Genomic DNA, 14,117 nt, shown 5'->3' on the forward strand with positions numbered 1-14,117 from the left:
AGGCGCTGTCCCGGTCATTCGGCCCTCCGTTCCACTTTGCCCCATCGCGGGGCGTTCTGCATCGGTGTATTGCTGCACCTCGGTCCTCGTCCCTGCCCTCCCCGGCGAAGCGCGGGCGGCCGTGAATCCTGACATCACTTGATCAGCGGCTGGTCACATGTGACGGCCGCCGGTCACCTCGATGACCGTCCCCGTGAGGTACGACGCGAGGTCCGATGCGAGGAAGAGCGCCACCGAGGCCACCTCCGGCGCCTCGCCGGCGCGTCGCATCGGGATCTCGGCGAGTTTCGCGTCCCGGATGTGGGCCGGCATCGCCTCGGTCGTCGGCGAGCGGATCAGACCCGGGGCGACGGCGTTCACCCGCACGCCGTGGTGGGCCGTCTCCTTGGCCGCGGCCTTGGTGAGCCCGATGATTCCGGCCTTCGCCGCCGAGTAGTTGGTCTGGCCGACGAAGCCGACCTTGCCGGAGATGGAGGAGAGGTTCACGATCGCGCCGGAGCGCTGTTCGCGCATGACGGCGGCGGCCAGTCGGGTGCCGTTCCAGCAGCCCTTGAGGTGTACGGCGACGACCTGCTCGAACTGCTCCTCGGTCATCGTCCGCATGGTCGCGTCACGGGTGATGCCTGCGTTGTTGACCATCACATCGAGCCTGCCGAACGTCGAGACGCACAGGTCCACGGCGCTCTGGACGTCCGCCGCGGCGGTGACGTCGCACGCCGCCGTCACGACCCGGTCGCCCGCGTCGAGGCGTTCCGCGGCACTGCGGGCGGCGTCGGCGTCGCGGTCGGCGATGACGACCCGCGCGCCTTCGCGCAGGAACGTCGCGACCGTCGTGAGCCCGATGCCCTGGGCGCCTCCGGTGACGATGGCGGCGCGGTCCCTCAGCAGACCCATCGATGTCCTCCAGGAATGGTGTGTGCGGCCGGCGTGCGCCCGTACGTGTCCGGGTCGAGCCGGCCGAGCGCGTCGGAAAGGTGGGAGTCCGAGTGGTTGACGAGTGGTGCGACGAGCAGCAGATGGGCGAGGTGGTCGACGTCGAACCGCAGTGACGCGAGGTCGGGTTCGGTCAGTTCGTGGGCGCCGGAGCGGCGGTGGGCCGCTCGCGATCCGGCGCCGTACGACGGTTGCAGGGCCTGCCCCGGGCCGGCCGTGAGCAAGGTGGTGCCGCGGCACTCCGCGTCGGCGACGAACGCCCCGTCGCGGGTGCGGGCGTATGCGAGGGCACGCCCGAGGACGGCCGGTTCGAGGAAGGGAAGGTCCGCGGGGAGTGAGGCCACGGCGCATCGGGGGTGGATCGCCCGGGCCGTCTGCTCGCCCTGCCGGAGGGCCTCGTTGAGGCCGGGGCCGTCGGTCAGGACGGGGCGCACGTCGAGGTCGTCGACGGCGTCGAAGTCCTGGAGGCGGTCGAGTACGACGATGACCTCGCCGACCCCGGGTGCCGCCCGTGCGGCCGTCACGGTGTCGCGGAGCAGGGCGCGGGCGACGCTCCGACGGTCCCGCGGGACCAGTTCGAGGCGGCTCTTGGCCAGTCGCAGGTCCTTCTGCGGGATGACGATCACCCAGTCCGACCGTCTCATCGCAGGAACCCGACGCTCAACGGCAGGGCGCGGTGCACCTCGGTGTCGAACCCGAGCGCGGCCCGCGCGCGCTCGGCGGTGACGTCGTCGTAGGTGGTGGTGCGCTGTCGGGTGGTCCTGCCCGCCGCGGTCGCCAGGTCCTTGATACCGGCGATCGTCCACATCGACCCGTTGGTCGATCCGGCCATGCGGCTGATGGTCTCCTCCATCAGCGTGCCGCCGAGGTCGCTGGCTCCGCCGCGCAGCATGTCGACGCAACTCTCCGGACCGAGCTTCACCCAGGAGCAGGCGATGTTGTCGATGTGGCCGTGCATGAGGAGCCGTGCCAGTGCGTGGACGGCACGGTTGTCGCGGCGCGACGGGCCCGGACGGGCGATGCCGGCCAGGTAGATGGGCGAGCTCTGGTGCACGAAGGGCAGCGGCACGAACTCGGTGAATCCGCCGGTCTCCTGCTGCAGCCGGACCAACGTCCGCATGTGGTCGACCCAGTGGCGCGGCTCTTCGACATGGCCGTAACCCGACGGGTACGTCGGGACGTCGTTCCCGCCCGACGGCGAACCCCCGCCTTTCCGGCTGGGAAGGACGGGGGTTCGCCGTCGGGAGGTCACGTACGCGGGTCGCGCGTGCTCCACGTGCCGTGTCACGGGCCGGTGGTGCCGGGCGTTCTCACGCCCGGCCCGGGGCACTTCATGCGCCCGCGGCGTCCTCGGCCTCCCAACGCAGCAGGTCGCCCGGCTGGCACTCCAGCACCTCGCAGAGCGCGGCGAGCGTCGCGAAGCGCACCGCCTTGGCACGGCCGTTCTTGAGCACGGCGAGGTTGGCGGGCGTGATCCCCACGCGGTCCGCGAGCTCGCCCACGGACATCTTCCGCCTGGCCAGCATCACGTCGATGTCGACGGAGATCGGCATCAGATCACCTCGTCCAACTCGGCCCGCATCTGCGTCGCCTCGACGTCGCGCGCGACGGCCTGGGCGAGCAGCATCCGCAGCACGAGCACCATCAGCGCGACCCCCAGGATGGCCACGCCGACCCCGCCCATGATGACGGTGACGCCCGGGTCCTCCCGCTGGCCCGGAGCATTGATGGCCGTGACCGCGAACCACACGAGGGCGGCCGCCACGATCGCGCCGATCATGACGTCCACGTACCGGAAGGCGGCGTGGGAGAACACGGTTCCGCGTTGCACCATCCCCACAAGCCGCCAGACGCAGACCAGGGCAACCTGGGCCGACAGCATCCCCAGGATCGTGATCAGGCGCAGCGGGGTCAGCGGGAGCGACCCGTCCTCCGGGTCGTTGCCCGACACCAACGCCCACACCATCCCCGCCTGTACGAACACGGTGCCGGCAAACACCACCACCAGCACGGCGCGCAGCGCACGCACGGTCAGCTTTCCCATGACCTACCCTTCCATCGAGTTACGATGGAAACCTATCGAATCTCGATAGGTGAAGCAAGGGCGGGGACGGAGGGTGGGCGGCGCCACGCACCGTTGCGGAACGCTGTGGCGGTTCCCCGAACCCGGAAGAACCGGCCGAGTGCCTACGCATGCGTGTCACGCCGGTAGGTGTAGAGGATGAAGCCCTCGTGGAACCTGCCCACCTTGTCGTACAGCGCGCGAGCCGGGGCGTCTTCCAGGGTGTTCCAGTAGAGGCCAGGGGCGCCGTGTTCCTCCGCGTCGCGTGCGACCCATTCGATCAGCGCGGTCGCGACACCCTGCCGCCGGACCTCCGCGTCCACGAACAGGTCCGCCAGGTAGCACTTCCCTGCGTACCAGACGCTGGCGTGGAACAGGTAGTGCGCGATGCCGACCATCCTGCCGTCCAGCCGGGCGGCGATCCCGCGTATCCGCTCGTCGTCGAGCAGGCGTCGCCAGGTCCGTTCGTAGCTGTCGTCGTGGCGTTCGACGTCGAAGTACGTGTCCTTGCCGCGGGCCAGCACTTCCCAGCAGGCGCGGTCGGACTCGGTCAGGAAGCTGATCTCCACCATGGTGCCCATCCTGCCGCGCCGCCGGATCGGCGGTGGACGTCCGGCGGCAAGCCGGCGTCCGGCCGTCACGGGGGCGGGACGTGCCCCGGGGTGCGACGCCGGAAGTGGCGTCGGAAGTGGCGTCGGCTGATCGCTTGCCGCTGTCCGGGGACGGTGAGATCATCTGGCGCACACGTCGAAAGCGGGGTGCTGTGATGGGGGACGACGTCAGCGACCTGCACGGCGACGGTCCGGGTCCGGACCGCCGGGCATCTGCTCCTGTGCGCCGCCCTGCTCACCGCAGGCGATACCGGATCCTCCGGAGACGGTGAGCGCGAAACAGGCGGTCCCGCCCGCCGAGATACCCGTTCCAACCGGCCGCATCGTATCGCGCCGGCTGGGACTTCTCACCCTGCCCGAGAGACTCGGATCCTCCTCGGCGGACCGTCGAGGCCGCTCGGGCCGCGGTGCGCAGGCTGGACCGCACCGGCGTGTGCGGGTGGATCGTCGACCTGCACGGAAACAACGGCGGCAGCATGGACCCCATGATCCGCGGACGCCCGCACGCCCGGTCCTTCGGCTCCCCCACCTACGGAACACCCTCGGGCTCGCGCTGAGCGACGACGCCCAACTGGTGATCGCCAGCGTCGCCGAGGCCGACCGCACCGGTCACCGCCACAACCCCGACTCCCCGCTGGCACCTGACCAACCGACCCGGCCCGGCCAGGCCGAAGCCGCGGCAAGAACATGGCTTCAACAGCAACCCGGGTGTGTACCGGTGGGCTGAGCCAGGGCCGCCGGAGGCCTTGAGCCCCCGTCGCATCCACCCCCGCCGGCGTCGCGAAAACAACGCGACAGCCTCCGGCCGGAGTCCGTACCGTCGCCCCCATGAACGCAGAATCCACCACCCTGACGTGGCGACCGCTCACCACAGGCGACGCGAAGACGTCGGCCGACCTCCTCAACGCCATGGAGGCCGAGGACAAGATCGGCGAGAACTACGAGGAGGCGGACACCCTCCAGGAACTGGTGGATCCCTACGCGGACTTGGAGCGCGCGAGCCTCGCCGCCTTCGACGGCGACGTGATGGTCGGCTACATGAAGGCCACCTACAAGCCGACCGCCGAGGACGTGCACCGGATCATGGTCGACGGCGGCGTGCACCCGCACTACCGTCGCCAGGGTGTAGGCACCGTGCTGCTGAAGGCCGGGATAGCGGGCGCGAAGGCGTTGCACGCACTGCACCAGCCGACCCTGAAGCTCGAGGTCCAGGTCCAGAACTGCGAGCGCATCGCCGGTGCGGCCGAGCTCTTCCGCTCCCAGGGTTTCGCACCCGCCCGCTACTACCACTTCATGGAGCATCCGCTCGGTGACGCGATCCCGGACGCGGTGATCCCCGACGGGCTGCGGATCGAGCCGTGGTCGGAGCAGAACGACGAGGAGTTCCGGATGATCCGGAACGAGGCGTTCAAGGACCATTGGGGTACCGTGCCGGTGCCCGTGGACGCCTGGAGGAACAAGATCACCAATCACACCTTCCGGCCCGAGGTGAGCTTCCTGCTCCGGGACGCCGCGAACGGGGCCCCGGCGGGCATGCTGGTGACCATGTCGTGGGAGGCCGACACGGTGGCCACCGGCGTGCGCGAGGCACACTTCATGCTCATCGGGACGCTCCGCGACTACCGCAAGCGCGGCGTCGCCGGCGGCCTGATCCGGCACGCGCTGCGCAGCGCCGCCGACCAGGGCTACGGGAAGGCCAGCCTGAGCGTGGACTCGACCAATCCCAGTGGGGCGTTCGGGATCTACGAGAAGGCCGGGTTCGCGCCCAAGGAGCGGTACGTCCGCTGGGCGCTCGACGTCTGACGGCTTCGGTCCCCGGGGGCTCGGTCGGGTGAGTGCCTTGAGCCGGTAGGGCGTCGACCACTCCGAAAACCGATGGACACGCTCCAGGGCGCTCCGCGATCATCCAGCGCTGTGACAGATGAACCCGCCCGCCCGTCCCCGGCCCCGAGCGGCCTGAGGTCAGTGAGATTCGTCGATCTCACGAGCACGGCCATGACCGCCTTGCTGGACGACGACCTCGCCCGGGCCAGTGCCGAAGCAGGGGTCGAGTTCACGGACTACTTCCTCACCGACCAGGCGAAGTGGGTTTGGCGGTACCGGGTCAACCAGCTGGCCTCGGACGCGGGCAGCGCGGGGTGGCTCACCCGAGCCGTGGTGGCCGAGCCCGAAGGCGTCGTCGTGGGGTACGCCGGGTTCCACGGACCGCCCGATGGGGCGGGCATGGTGGAGATCGGCTATTCGGTGGCCCCCGGCCACCGTCGCCAGGGGTACGCCAGGACGATGTTGACCGAGTTGCTGCGTCGCGCCGCCGCCGAATCTGGAGTCAAGACCGCGCGGGTGACGATCAGTCCCGAGAACACCGCATCCCTGGCCACGATTTCCGGCTTCGGCTTCGTGGAGGTCGGAGAGCAGTGGGACGAGGTGGACGGCCTCGAGCTCGTCTTCGAAGTCCCGGTCTGAACAGGCTGGTGCCAGAAGGCGGCTCTCCGTCCCGAAGAGCCCTACGCGCCAACCCGGTCATGCCGATGACTGCTTGCGTTCCAGCAGGGTGACCGTGACGCCGGGCGCGACATGGCGCTCACCGACAGGTGTGAATCCGCGCCGACGGTAGAGCGCGAGCGCAGGCAGGTTGGCGGTCGCCGTGGAGACGACGGTCAGCTCCGCGGGCTCGACCGAATCCAGTGCGCCGAGTAGTGCCGTTGCGACGCCGAGGCGATGCGCGTCGGGATGGACCACGAGGCGGCAGATGTCCAGAGCACCGTTCGGCAAGCGGGTCCAGGCGACCGCTCCGACGAGCCTCGACCCGTCGCGGACCCCGAGGAAGGACTCGTCGCACGTGCGCAGTTGGTCAAGGGACTCGTGCAGGGGCGGGATGCCGTCGAACCCGATGAGACGGGCTTCCACGGCGTAGGAGATCCGCTGAAGGTCCCACAGCTGACGCAGGGTGCCGGGATCGGCGAGGTCGAGCCGGACCGGTGCCGCGAATGGCCGGTGGAATGCGGTGGCGGGGTGGGGGTTGCCGGTCATGCTCCGATCCTTTCAGAATGCCCGGCCGGGGACGCCGCTCTCGCACCGCGTGGAGGCCCCAATGAGGCACCGCCGAATTGGTCCGCCGACACATCCGCGAAATGGATCCGGCTCCGGTACCACTCACCGCCTAGCGTTGCAGGTACGACCAGGGACCGTCCGCCCCGATGGGACGGTTCCGTCTGATCACAGGAGAGTGGACCATGCATGTCTTCGTTGCCGGTGCCACCGGCGCTGTCGGCCGTCAGCTCGTTCCGCTGCTGCTGGCCGAGGGCCACCACGTCACGGGAATCTCGCGTGGCTCGGCGGGTGTCGAGCGCATTCGGCAGCAGGGGGCGACAGCCGTCCAGGCGGACGTGTTCGACCGGGAGGCGCTGCACCGGGTCCTGGCGAGCGCCGCGCCGGACGCGGTGATCCATCAGCTCACCGACCTGTCGGACGCGGACGGGGAGGCGACCAACCGGCTGCGGCGCGAGGGGACGGGCAACCTGGTGGACGCGGCGGTGTCCGCCGGCGTGACCAGGATCGTCGCCCAGTCCATCTCCTGGGCGTACGCGCCCGGGGAGGGGCCGGCCGACGAGAGCACACCGCTGGACGTCGGGGCGGCACCGCCGCGCGGGGGGATGGTGGAGGGCGTCCGGGCGCTGGAGGAGAAGGCCGCCGAAGTGGAGACGGCGGTGCAGCTGCGGTACGGCATCCTGTACGGCCCGGGCACCTGGTACGCACCCGGAGGGCCCGTCGCCGCGGCGCTGGCCGGGGATCCGTCCGCCCGGTTCCTCGGGAGCACCGAGGCGGACCTTTCGGTGATGTCGTTCCTCCACGTCGCCGACGCCGCCCGGGCCGCCGTCGCCGCGCTCGCCTGGCCCTCGGGTCCCGTCAACATCGTCGACGACGAACCCGCGCAGGCCCGCGAGTGGCTGCCGGCGCTGGCCCGCGCCTTGGGCGTTCCGGCCCCCGGGCCCGTACCCGGTCGCCTGGACTGGGCGCGGGGTGCGTCCAACGGGCTGGCCCGGTCGCGCGGGTGGCGACCCGGGTATCCCTCGTGGCGCTCCGGCTTCGCGGCGCAGATGGCCTGACGCGGGCCGGCGGGCCGCCACAGGTCGCGGCCCGCCACGGGTCGCGGGCGACGGAATTGGTCCCGTGTTCCGCGCGGGGAATGGTCCGCGTGTGAGGGTGCAGGCCCACGTACGTTCGGGCCATGACCGCTGCAGCGCCCGCGCCCATGAAGATCTGTGTCTTCCTCTCCGCCGCCGACCTCGATGAGCGCTACACGCGGCCGGCCCGCGCATTCGGGGAGCTCGTCGGCGCAGGGGGCCACACCCTGGTGTGGGGCGGGTCGGACACCGGGCTGATGAAGGTCGTCGCCGACGCCGTACGGGAGTCGGGCGGGCGGCTCGCCGGGGTATCGGTCGGCTTCCTACGGGAATGGGCCAGGCAGGACGCCGACGCGATGGTCTTCGCCGAGGACCTCGCCTCGCGGAAGGCCCAGCTGCTCGCCACGTCCGACGCGGTCGTGGTGATGGCCGGCGGCTTGGGAACCCTGGACGAGGCGACCGAGGTCCTGGAACTGAGGAAGCACGGTCTGCACGCCAAGCCCGTCGTGCTGCTGAACACGGCGGGCTTCTACGACGGGTTGGTCCTCCAGCTCCGGCGGATGGACGAGGAGGGGTTCCTGCCGGTGCCCCTGGCGGAACTGCTCCTCGTCGCCGACACCGGTGCCGCCGCGTTCGCGGAGCTGGAGGCCTCCCTTGGGGCCGCCCGGCAGGTCCCCCTCGTGGGGCGCCCCCTCAACTGAGGACCTGGGGCAGCACGCCGCACAGGGTGTCGAGTGCGCCCTTCCACGCGCTGTCCGAGGGGGCCGCGTAGTTGACCACCAAGGCGTCGCGCTCGGGCAGCTGCCAGCCGGAGTCCTGCGCTTCGTGGCCGAATTCCCGGAGCCCGCTCACCACGAGACCCTCCCGGGCCGCCGCCTGGACGACCGAGTTCTCCGTCCCCGCGGGGAGTTCGAGGACGACCTGAAGCCCCGCCTCCATGCCGGCCGCCCGGACGCCGGGCGCCCGCTCCGCCAGGGCTGCGACCAGTTGGTCACGGCGGCGCCGGTAGCGCTGTCGCATCGACCGCACATGCCGGTCGTAGGCGCCCGAGGTGATGAACTCGGCCAGCGTGAGCTGCTCCAGGGTGCTGGACATGTAGTCGCCGTACCCCTTGGCCTCCACGACCTCGGGGACCAGCTCGTCCGGGAGCACCATCCAGCCGAGCCGTACCCCCGGGGCGAGTGACTTGCTCGCCGAGCCGAAGTACACCACGCGCTGGGGGTCGAGGCCCTGCAGGGCGCCCACGGGCTGGCGGTCGTACCGGAACTCCCCGTCGTAGTCGTCCTCCAGGATCAGGCCGCCCGTGTCCCGCGCCCAGGCGACGGCCGCGGTGCGCCGCTCCGGGCACAGGGCGACTCCCGTCGGGTACTGGTGCGCCGGGGTCATCAGTACCGCTCCCACTCCCCGCAGGCGGGCCAGGTCGTCGGTGCGTGCGCCGTGCTCGTCGACGTACAGGGGCGGGGTCCGCAGGCCGGCGTTGGTCAGCAGGTCGCGGTAGAGGTCCAGGCCGTACGCCTCGACGGCGACCGCTCGCGCCTTGCGGACCCTGAGGACCTGGGCCATCAGTGCCAGTCCGTGGTGGAAGCCGGAGCAGACGACGATCCGCTCCGGCTCGGCGTACACCCCGCGGGCCCGTGCCAGGTAGTCCGCGAGCGCGGCGCGCAGCTCCGGACGGCCGCGGGGGTCGCCGTAGCCCAGGGCGTCGTTCGGCGCGGCGGTCAGGGCGCGGCGTGCGGCGGCGAGCCACTGGGTGCGGGGGAACCTCGCGAGGTCCGGCGAACCCGGCTGCATGGCGTACCTGGGGCGGGTCCGGACGGGCCTGGCGCGGGGAGCGCCGGTCGGAGGGCTGTGCGGCTCGGCCCTGGGTGCCACCCGGGTGCCGGAGCCCTGCTGGGCGGTGAGCCAGCCCTCGGCGACCAGCTCCGCGTACGCCTCGACGACGGTGTTGCGGGAGACGCCCAGGTCCGCGGCGAGCGAGCGGGACGGCGGCAGCCGGGTACCGGGCGCGAGGCGCCCCGTGCGTACGGCTTCCCGCAGCGCGTCGGTGAGCCCGGTGCGCAGCTTGGTCCCGCGCAGTTCCAGATGCAGGTCGGCGCCGATCGCGGACGCAGGCGGTTCGGCGGCGGAATTGGTCCGGGAATCCCTCATGTAATTGGACCATACTCCAGTACCACCCGATCCGTAGCGTTGCCGGCATGACGATGAACGAAGCACATGAGCACACCACCCGACTTCCGGAGCACACGGCACGCATGGACTGGGCGAAGCTCGCCCCTGAGGCCTTCAAGGCGCTGGTCCGACTGGACTCGGCCGCGGGCCGCGGTGTCGACGCCGCCCTGCTGCACCTGGTGAAGGTCCGCGCGTCGCAGATCAACCACTGCGCCTTCTGCCTGGACATGCACAGCAAGGACGCCATGGCCGCCGGCGAGTCCGCGGAGCGCGTGATCCAGCTCGGCGCCTGGACGGAGGCGAGGCACTTCTACACGGCACGGGAGATCGCGGCCATCGAGCTCACCGAGGCGATCACCGTCGTGACGGACGGATTCGTCCCGGACGAGGTGTACGCCAGGACCGCCGCGCAGTTCGACGCGACCGAACTCGCCCACCTCATCGCCGCGATCGTGGCGATCAACGCCTTCAACCGCATCGGCGTCTCGACCCGCATGGTCCCCGGCCACTACACGCCGAACGCCTGACACGCCCGTCCGGCCGGGTCCCTGCCCGGCCGGGCCGGCCCGGCGGCCGACGCGTCCCCCGGCCGCTTCCCCCGCTCGTGGCTCCTCCCCCGGCAGCAGACGTCAGGGGTGCCCCGCCGGCGACCACCCCGACCAGGAGATCCACGTGGGTACCGCTTCCCCTCCGCCACGCCGACCGGCCCTGGCCCGTGCCGCCGACGAGTTCGTCCTCACGACCTTCCTGCTGTTCCTCGCGGTGACGGTCGTGCGATGGCTGCGTGACCCGCAATCGTCCCTCTACATCGCCGACCTGCGCATCGCCCTCGTCGTGATCGGCGCCGTCAGCGGGGCCATCCTCACCGGCCTGATCCTCAGCCCTCCCGGACGGCGCAGCGGCGGCCACACCAACCCCGCCGTCACCGTGGGCCTGTGGCTGATGGGCGCCTTCCCCGGACGGCACGTCCTGCCGTACGTGCTGGCCCAGCTCGCCGGTTCCGCCGCCGGTACGGGCCTGGCACGCCTCGCCTGGGGTCCGGCGGTGGCGCTCCCGTCGGTCTCGCACGCCGCGATCCGGCCCGCCCCGACCTGGCAGCCCGTGCCGGTCCTCCTCGGAGAGGTCGGGGGAATGCTGGCACTGACCCTCGTCGTCGCGTTCTTCGTCGCCCGCCCCCGGTTCATCCGCGGTCTGGCGCCCGTCATCGGGCTGTCCGTGGGGGTGGTGATCGCCACCCTCGGCCCGCTCAGCGGGGGCTCGGTCAACCCGGCCCGCCAGTTCGGTCCTGCGGTCTTCTCCGGGCAGACCACCGACCTCGCGATCTACCTGGTCGGGCCCATCATCGGGGCGGCACTCGGGGCCGGGCTCTACCGGTTGCGGGTCCGGGCGCGCCGCACCCGCGTCACCGCGGCGGCCACCGCCGCACCCGCCGCGCCCGCCACGCCCGGCCCGCGGCGTGTCCAACTGCTCGTCGGCGGCGCTTTGTTCGTATCGGCGTTCAGCCTCAGGCCCGCGATCACCAGCCTCGGCCCCCTGCTGGAGGAGGTCCGTACCTCCCTCGGCATGAGCGGCACGGTGGCGGGCCTGCTCATCTCCCTGCCGGCCCTGTCGTTCGCCGTGTTCGGCGCCGCGGCGCCCCGGTTGTCCCGCCGGTACGGTCCGGCGGCCGTGATCTGCACGGGCATGGCACTGGTCGCCACCGGCCTTTTCCTGCGCCCCTTCGCCGGGCACACCGTGCCGTTCCTCGCCGCCGGCGCGCTCGCCCTGAGCGGCATAGCCGTCGGCAACGTCCTGATGCCCGTCGTCGTCAAACGCTGGTTCCCGCGCCGCGTCGGCACCATGACCGGCCTGTACGCGATGGCCCTCTCCTGCGGTACGGCCCTGGCCGCCGCGCTCAGCGTCCCGGTGACCGGCGCCCTGGGCGGCGACTGGAGGCTCGGTCTGGCCGCCTGGGGCGCGGTCGGCGCCGTCGCCGTGCTGCCCTGGCTGCCCCTGGTACGGGACCGGTCCCGGCACGCCTCGGCCGCCGCCGGTGCGTTCGCCGGGACTCCGGCCACGCCGACGGGCCGCATCACGGGCAGTCCGACGGCCTGGGCACTCACCGTCTACTTCGGCCTCCAGTCGGCCGCCGCCTTCGTCGCCATGGGCTGGCTGCCGCAGATCCTCCGCGACGCGGGTGTGCCGGCCTCCGCCGCCGGCCTGATGCTCGGGGTGTCGATGGCGGTGGGCGTACCCATGTCCTTCGTCCTGCCCGCGATCGGCGGACGGCTGCCCGGTCAGGGACCTCTCGTCGTCGTCCTGGGCCTGTTCGGGGTCGTCGGCTACACGGGGCTGTGGGCGGCGCCCGGTGCCGCGCCGTGGGTGTGGACCGTGCTCATCGGGGTCTCCAACTGCGCCTTCTCACTGGCCCTCACCATGATCGGGATGCGCGCGCGCACCGGCCCCGGCGTCGTACGGCTCTCCGCCTTCGTGCAGTGCACCGGTTACCTGCTCTCCGTCCCCGCGCCGATCCTCATCGGAGCCCTCTACCAGCACACCGGCGGGTGGGACCTGCCCGTCGCCGCGATGCTCCTGCTGCTCGTGCCGCAGATCGCCGCGGGCGTGCTGGCCGGCCGGGACCGGACGGTGGAGGACGAACTCCGGCACGGCGCGAAGGCCCCCGCCCCTGCGCAACCGGTGCGCGGTCCCCAAGGCGCCCGGCTCAGGGCCCGCGACGAGTAGCCGCGCCCCAGAGCGACGAACCGCGGGGGCTGACCATGCGCCGTCTGCCCGTCGAGGTCTCGCTCGGCCCGGGACCCGGCAGGGGCCGGACCGTCGTCGACCGCCGCCTGCGCGTCGGCGAGTCCGAGATCCACGAGGGGGCCAGCGAGCCACGGTTGCCGCGAGGACCGCCGTTCGCGGCGGAACCTACTTCTGCAGGAAGGACTGCAGCAGGTTCGTCACTTCCTGGGGCTTCTCCTCGGTCACCCAGTGACCCGACCCCTTGATGACCCGGCCCTCGACGTTCACGGCGTAGTCACGCCACTGGTCGGCGATCTTGCCGCCGAACGACGCCTGGCCGCCGATCGCCAGGACCGGCATCCGCAGCTTGCCTTCCGCCAGGAACTTCTTGTTCTGGTCCACGTCCCCGCGGAGCTCGCGGTACATCTTCATCCAGGCCACCGTGCGGCCCGGCTCCTTCAGGTAATGGGCGTAGAAGTCGTAGTCGTCCTTCGAGAACGCCGATTGGTCGGCCAGGAGCTCCTCGATGAAGCCCTGGACGAAGACGCGCTCGTGACCGGAGATGAGCTGCTCGGCGAGCGGCAGCTGGAACAGGCCGAAGTGCCACATCGAGGGGGTCTTCGGGTTGGCCTCCAGCGCCGGGAAGCGGTACAGGCTGTCGTCCGGGATGGGAGCCTCCATCACGGCCAGGCGGCGCACCTCCTTCGGCCACTGGGCCGCGTAGGCGTAGCTGACCCACAGACCGACGTCGTGCCCGACCACCTGGACACCGTTGTTCAGCTTCAACTGCTTCAGCAGCTCATGCACGTCCTTGGCCATCTGTGCCTTCGTGTAACCGCCCCTGGTGACCTCGGAGTTGCCGGCGCCGCGAAGGTCGACCGCGATCACGGTGTGGTTCTTGGACAGCGGGCCCATCTGGTCCCGCCACTCGGCCCACGACTGGGGGAAGCCGTGGATCAGCACGACCGGTGGACCCTTGCCGCCTCGCAGGTAGTGCATGCGGAAGCCGTTCACTTCCGCGTACTTGGACGTGAAACCGGGGGGAGGTTTCGCCTGCGGGAAGGACGACGGGGAGGGAGACTCTCCCACCGCCGTGTCCTGCCCGCGGCTGTCGCCCCACGCTCCGGCGCTCGCGCTCGGGCAGACCAGCAGGACGGCAGCGAGCACTGCGATGAGCGCGATGAACCTGCCGGTTTTCCTGGTTGGTGTATCCACGATTCACCCACCTGAAGTGATTCGTACGAGGGAAGTCGAGGTGTTGCCGCAGGCCACCGGTGCGCGTGACCAGGGCGAAACGAAAGCAGTGGACGCTGTCGCACCGGCGACGCCGCGCACGACCCAGGGGCCGTGGGTTCTCCCGCAGCGGTGAGGCGTGTGGGCAAAGGGCAGATGGCCTGCCCTCCAGGCTGTACACGCCGGCGGGGGCAGAGCTGAAGGTCGGGCCCTACGCGACCATCATGAGCACAGCACGCGGGGATACGCCATTGGGGGGACGGC

General features: G+C 71.4%; 14 protein-coding genes and 2 pseudogenes. 7 read left to right on the forward strand and 9 right to left on the reverse strand.

All coding sequences use genetic code 11. The features are described from left to right. Positions 1 to 153 precede the first annotated feature (153 nt). The 6 genes and pseudogenes from fabG to PV410_RS19025 all read right to left on the reverse strand — a co-directional run bounded on the left by fabG (position 154) and on the right by PV410_RS19025 (position 3,567). A complete protein-coding gene (gene fabG, locus PV410_RS19000; protein WP_500325987.1) occupies positions 154 to 894 on the reverse strand; it encodes a 3-oxoacyl-ACP reductase FabG in 741 nt (246 codons plus the stop codon). After that, entirely contained in the window at positions 882 to 1,577 is a 696-nt protein-coding gene (gene cofC, locus PV410_RS19005) for a 2-phospho-L-lactate guanylyltransferase (RefSeq protein WP_500325989.1), read from the reverse strand. The genes fabG and cofC overlap by 13 nt, the downstream gene beginning before the upstream one ends. Next, positions 1,574 to 2,092: pseudogene (gene fbiC, locus PV410_RS19010) on the reverse strand (7,8-didemethyl-8-hydroxy-5-deazariboflavin synthase); the annotation flags it as partial. The gene cofC and the pseudogene fbiC, both read right to left, overlap by 4 nt. 172 nt (positions 2,093 to 2,264) lie before the next feature. Next, positions 2,265 to 2,486: a helix-turn-helix domain-containing protein gene (locus tag PV410_RS19015; protein WP_499509914.1), complete on the reverse strand. Its 222-nt coding sequence runs from the start codon at positions 2,484 to 2,486 to the stop codon at positions 2,265 to 2,267. Next, positions 2,486 to 2,977: a DUF2975 domain-containing protein gene (locus tag PV410_RS19020; RefSeq protein WP_500325991.1), complete on the reverse strand. Its 492-nt coding sequence runs from the start codon at positions 2,975 to 2,977 to the stop codon at positions 2,486 to 2,488. The genes PV410_RS19015 and PV410_RS19020 overlap by 1 nt, the downstream gene beginning before the upstream one ends. Positions 2,978 to 3,120: 143 nt before the next feature. Beyond that, complete coding sequence (locus tag PV410_RS19025; RefSeq protein WP_500325993.1) at positions 3,121 to 3,567, reverse strand: GNAT family N-acetyltransferase; 447 nt, start codon at positions 3,565 to 3,567, stop codon at positions 3,121 to 3,123. A gap of 867 nt (positions 3,568 to 4,434) precedes the next feature. On the opposite strand from PV410_RS19025, the gene PV410_RS19030 reads away from it, so the two are divergent. Next, on the forward strand, positions 4,435 to 5,409 hold the full coding sequence (locus tag PV410_RS19030) for a GNAT family N-acetyltransferase (RefSeq protein WP_500325995.1): 975 nt from the start codon (positions 4,435 to 4,437) through the stop codon (positions 5,407 to 5,409). 192 nt (positions 5,410 to 5,601) lie between these two features. Further along, the gene (locus PV410_RS19035; RefSeq protein ID WP_500325997.1) at positions 5,602 to 6,069 is read left to right on the forward strand and encodes a GNAT family N-acetyltransferase; all 468 of its coding nucleotides are present in this window, start codon (positions 5,602 to 5,604) and stop codon (positions 6,067 to 6,069) included. 57 nt (positions 6,070 to 6,126) lie between these two features. Here the strand turns inward: PV410_RS19035 and PV410_RS19040 are convergent, their stop codons facing one another. Then, positions 6,127 to 6,636 (reverse strand): GNAT family N-acetyltransferase, encoded by a 510-nt coding sequence (locus PV410_RS19040; protein ID WP_500325999.1) that lies wholly within the window; start codon positions 6,634 to 6,636, stop codon positions 6,127 to 6,129. A 203-nt stretch (positions 6,637 to 6,839) separates the two neighbouring features. On the opposite strand from PV410_RS19040, the gene PV410_RS19045 reads away from it, so the two are divergent. Both PV410_RS19045 and PV410_RS19050 read left to right on the forward strand, forming a co-directional pair. Next, the gene (locus tag PV410_RS19045) at positions 6,840 to 7,712 is read left to right on the forward strand and encodes an NAD-dependent epimerase/dehydratase family protein (RefSeq protein ID WP_500326001.1); all 873 of its coding nucleotides are present in this window, start codon (positions 6,840 to 6,842) and stop codon (positions 7,710 to 7,712) included. A gap of 146 nt (positions 7,713 to 7,858) precedes the next feature. Beyond that, complete coding sequence (locus tag PV410_RS19050; protein WP_500326216.1) at positions 7,859 to 8,431, forward strand: LOG family protein; 573 nt, start codon at positions 7,859 to 7,861, stop codon at positions 8,429 to 8,431. Here the strand turns inward: PV410_RS19050 and pdxR are convergent. Next, positions 8,424 to 9,878: a MocR-like pyridoxine biosynthesis transcription factor PdxR gene (gene pdxR, locus PV410_RS19055; RefSeq protein WP_500326003.1), complete on the reverse strand. Its 1,455-nt coding sequence runs from the start codon at positions 9,876 to 9,878 to the stop codon at positions 8,424 to 8,426. The genes PV410_RS19050 and pdxR overlap by 8 nt on opposite strands. Before the next feature lie 47 nt (positions 9,879 to 9,925). Between pdxR and PV410_RS19060 the strand changes: the two genes are divergently transcribed. The 3 genes and pseudogenes from PV410_RS19060 to PV410_RS19070 all read left to right on the forward strand — a co-directional run bounded on the left by PV410_RS19060 (position 9,926) and on the right by PV410_RS19070 (position 12,620). Next, positions 9,926 to 10,426 (forward strand): carboxymuconolactone decarboxylase family protein, encoded by a 501-nt coding sequence (locus PV410_RS19060; RefSeq protein ID WP_500326005.1) that lies wholly within the window; start codon positions 9,926 to 9,928, stop codon positions 10,424 to 10,426. A 244-nt stretch (positions 10,427 to 10,670) separates the two neighbouring features. Continuing rightward, positions 10,671 to 11,210: pseudogene (locus tag PV410_RS19065) on the forward strand (MIP/aquaporin family protein); the annotation flags it as partial. Positions 11,211 to 11,273: 63 nt separating this feature from the next. Continuing rightward, positions 11,274 to 12,620, forward strand: coding sequence for a CynX/NimT family MFS transporter (locus PV410_RS19070; RefSeq protein WP_500326218.1), 1,347 nt, complete (start codon positions 11,274 to 11,276; stop codon positions 12,618 to 12,620). A 186-nt stretch (positions 12,621 to 12,806) separates the two neighbouring features. On the opposite strand, the gene PV410_RS19075 is transcribed toward PV410_RS19070, so the two are convergent. Continuing rightward, complete coding sequence (locus tag PV410_RS19075; RefSeq protein WP_500326007.1) at positions 12,807 to 13,835, reverse strand: alpha/beta fold hydrolase; 1,029 nt, start codon at positions 13,833 to 13,835, stop codon at positions 12,807 to 12,809. Positions 13,836 to 14,117: the final 282 nt, after the last annotated feature.

This window comes from Streptomyces sp. PA03-5A, assembly GCF_033792725.1.
Taxonomy (GTDB): Bacteria; Actinomycetota; Actinomycetes; order Streptomycetales; family Streptomycetaceae; genus Actinacidiphila.

Bases quoted from the DNA above. Each gene is read 5' to 3' on its own strand.
- PV410_RS19060 (WP_500326005.1), top strand. From the start codon at position 9,926: ATGACGATGAACGAAGCACATGAGCACACCACCCGACTTCCGGAGCAC.
- PV410_RS19015 (WP_499509914.1), bottom strand. From the start codon at position 2,486: ATGCCGATCTCCGTCGACATCGACGTGATGCTGGCCAGGCGGAAGATG.
- PV410_RS19040 (WP_500325999.1), bottom strand. From the start codon at position 6,636: ATGACCGGCAACCCCCACCCCGCCACCGCATTCCACCGGCCATTCGCG.
- PV410_RS19030 (WP_500325995.1), top strand. From the start codon at position 4,435: ATGAACGCAGAATCCACCACCCTGACGTGGCGACCGCTCACCACAGGC.
- PV410_RS19035 (WP_500325997.1), top strand. From the start codon at position 5,602: ATGACCGCCTTGCTGGACGACGACCTCGCCCGGGCCAGTGCCGAAGCA.
- PV410_RS19020 (WP_500325991.1), bottom strand. From the start codon at position 2,977: ATGGGAAAGCTGACCGTGCGTGCGCTGCGCGCCGTGCTGGTGGTGGTG.
- cofC (WP_500325989.1), bottom strand. From the start codon at position 1,577: ATGAGACGGTCGGACTGGGTGATCGTCATCCCGCAGAAGGACCTGCGA.
- pdxR (WP_500326003.1), bottom strand. From the start codon at position 9,878: ATGAGGGATTCCCGGACCAATTCCGCCGCCGAACCGCCTGCGTCCGCG.
- fabG (WP_500325987.1), bottom strand. From the start codon at position 894: ATGGGTCTGCTGAGGGACCGCGCCGCCATCGTCACCGGAGGCGCCCAG.
- PV410_RS19050 (WP_500326216.1), top strand. From the start codon at position 7,859: ATGAAGATCTGTGTCTTCCTCTCCGCCGCCGACCTCGATGAGCGCTAC.
- PV410_RS19045 (WP_500326001.1), top strand. From the start codon at position 6,840: ATGCATGTCTTCGTTGCCGGTGCCACCGGCGCTGTCGGCCGTCAGCTC.
- PV410_RS19025 (WP_500325993.1), bottom strand. From the start codon at position 3,567: ATGGTGGAGATCAGCTTCCTGACCGAGTCCGACCGCGCCTGCTGGGAA.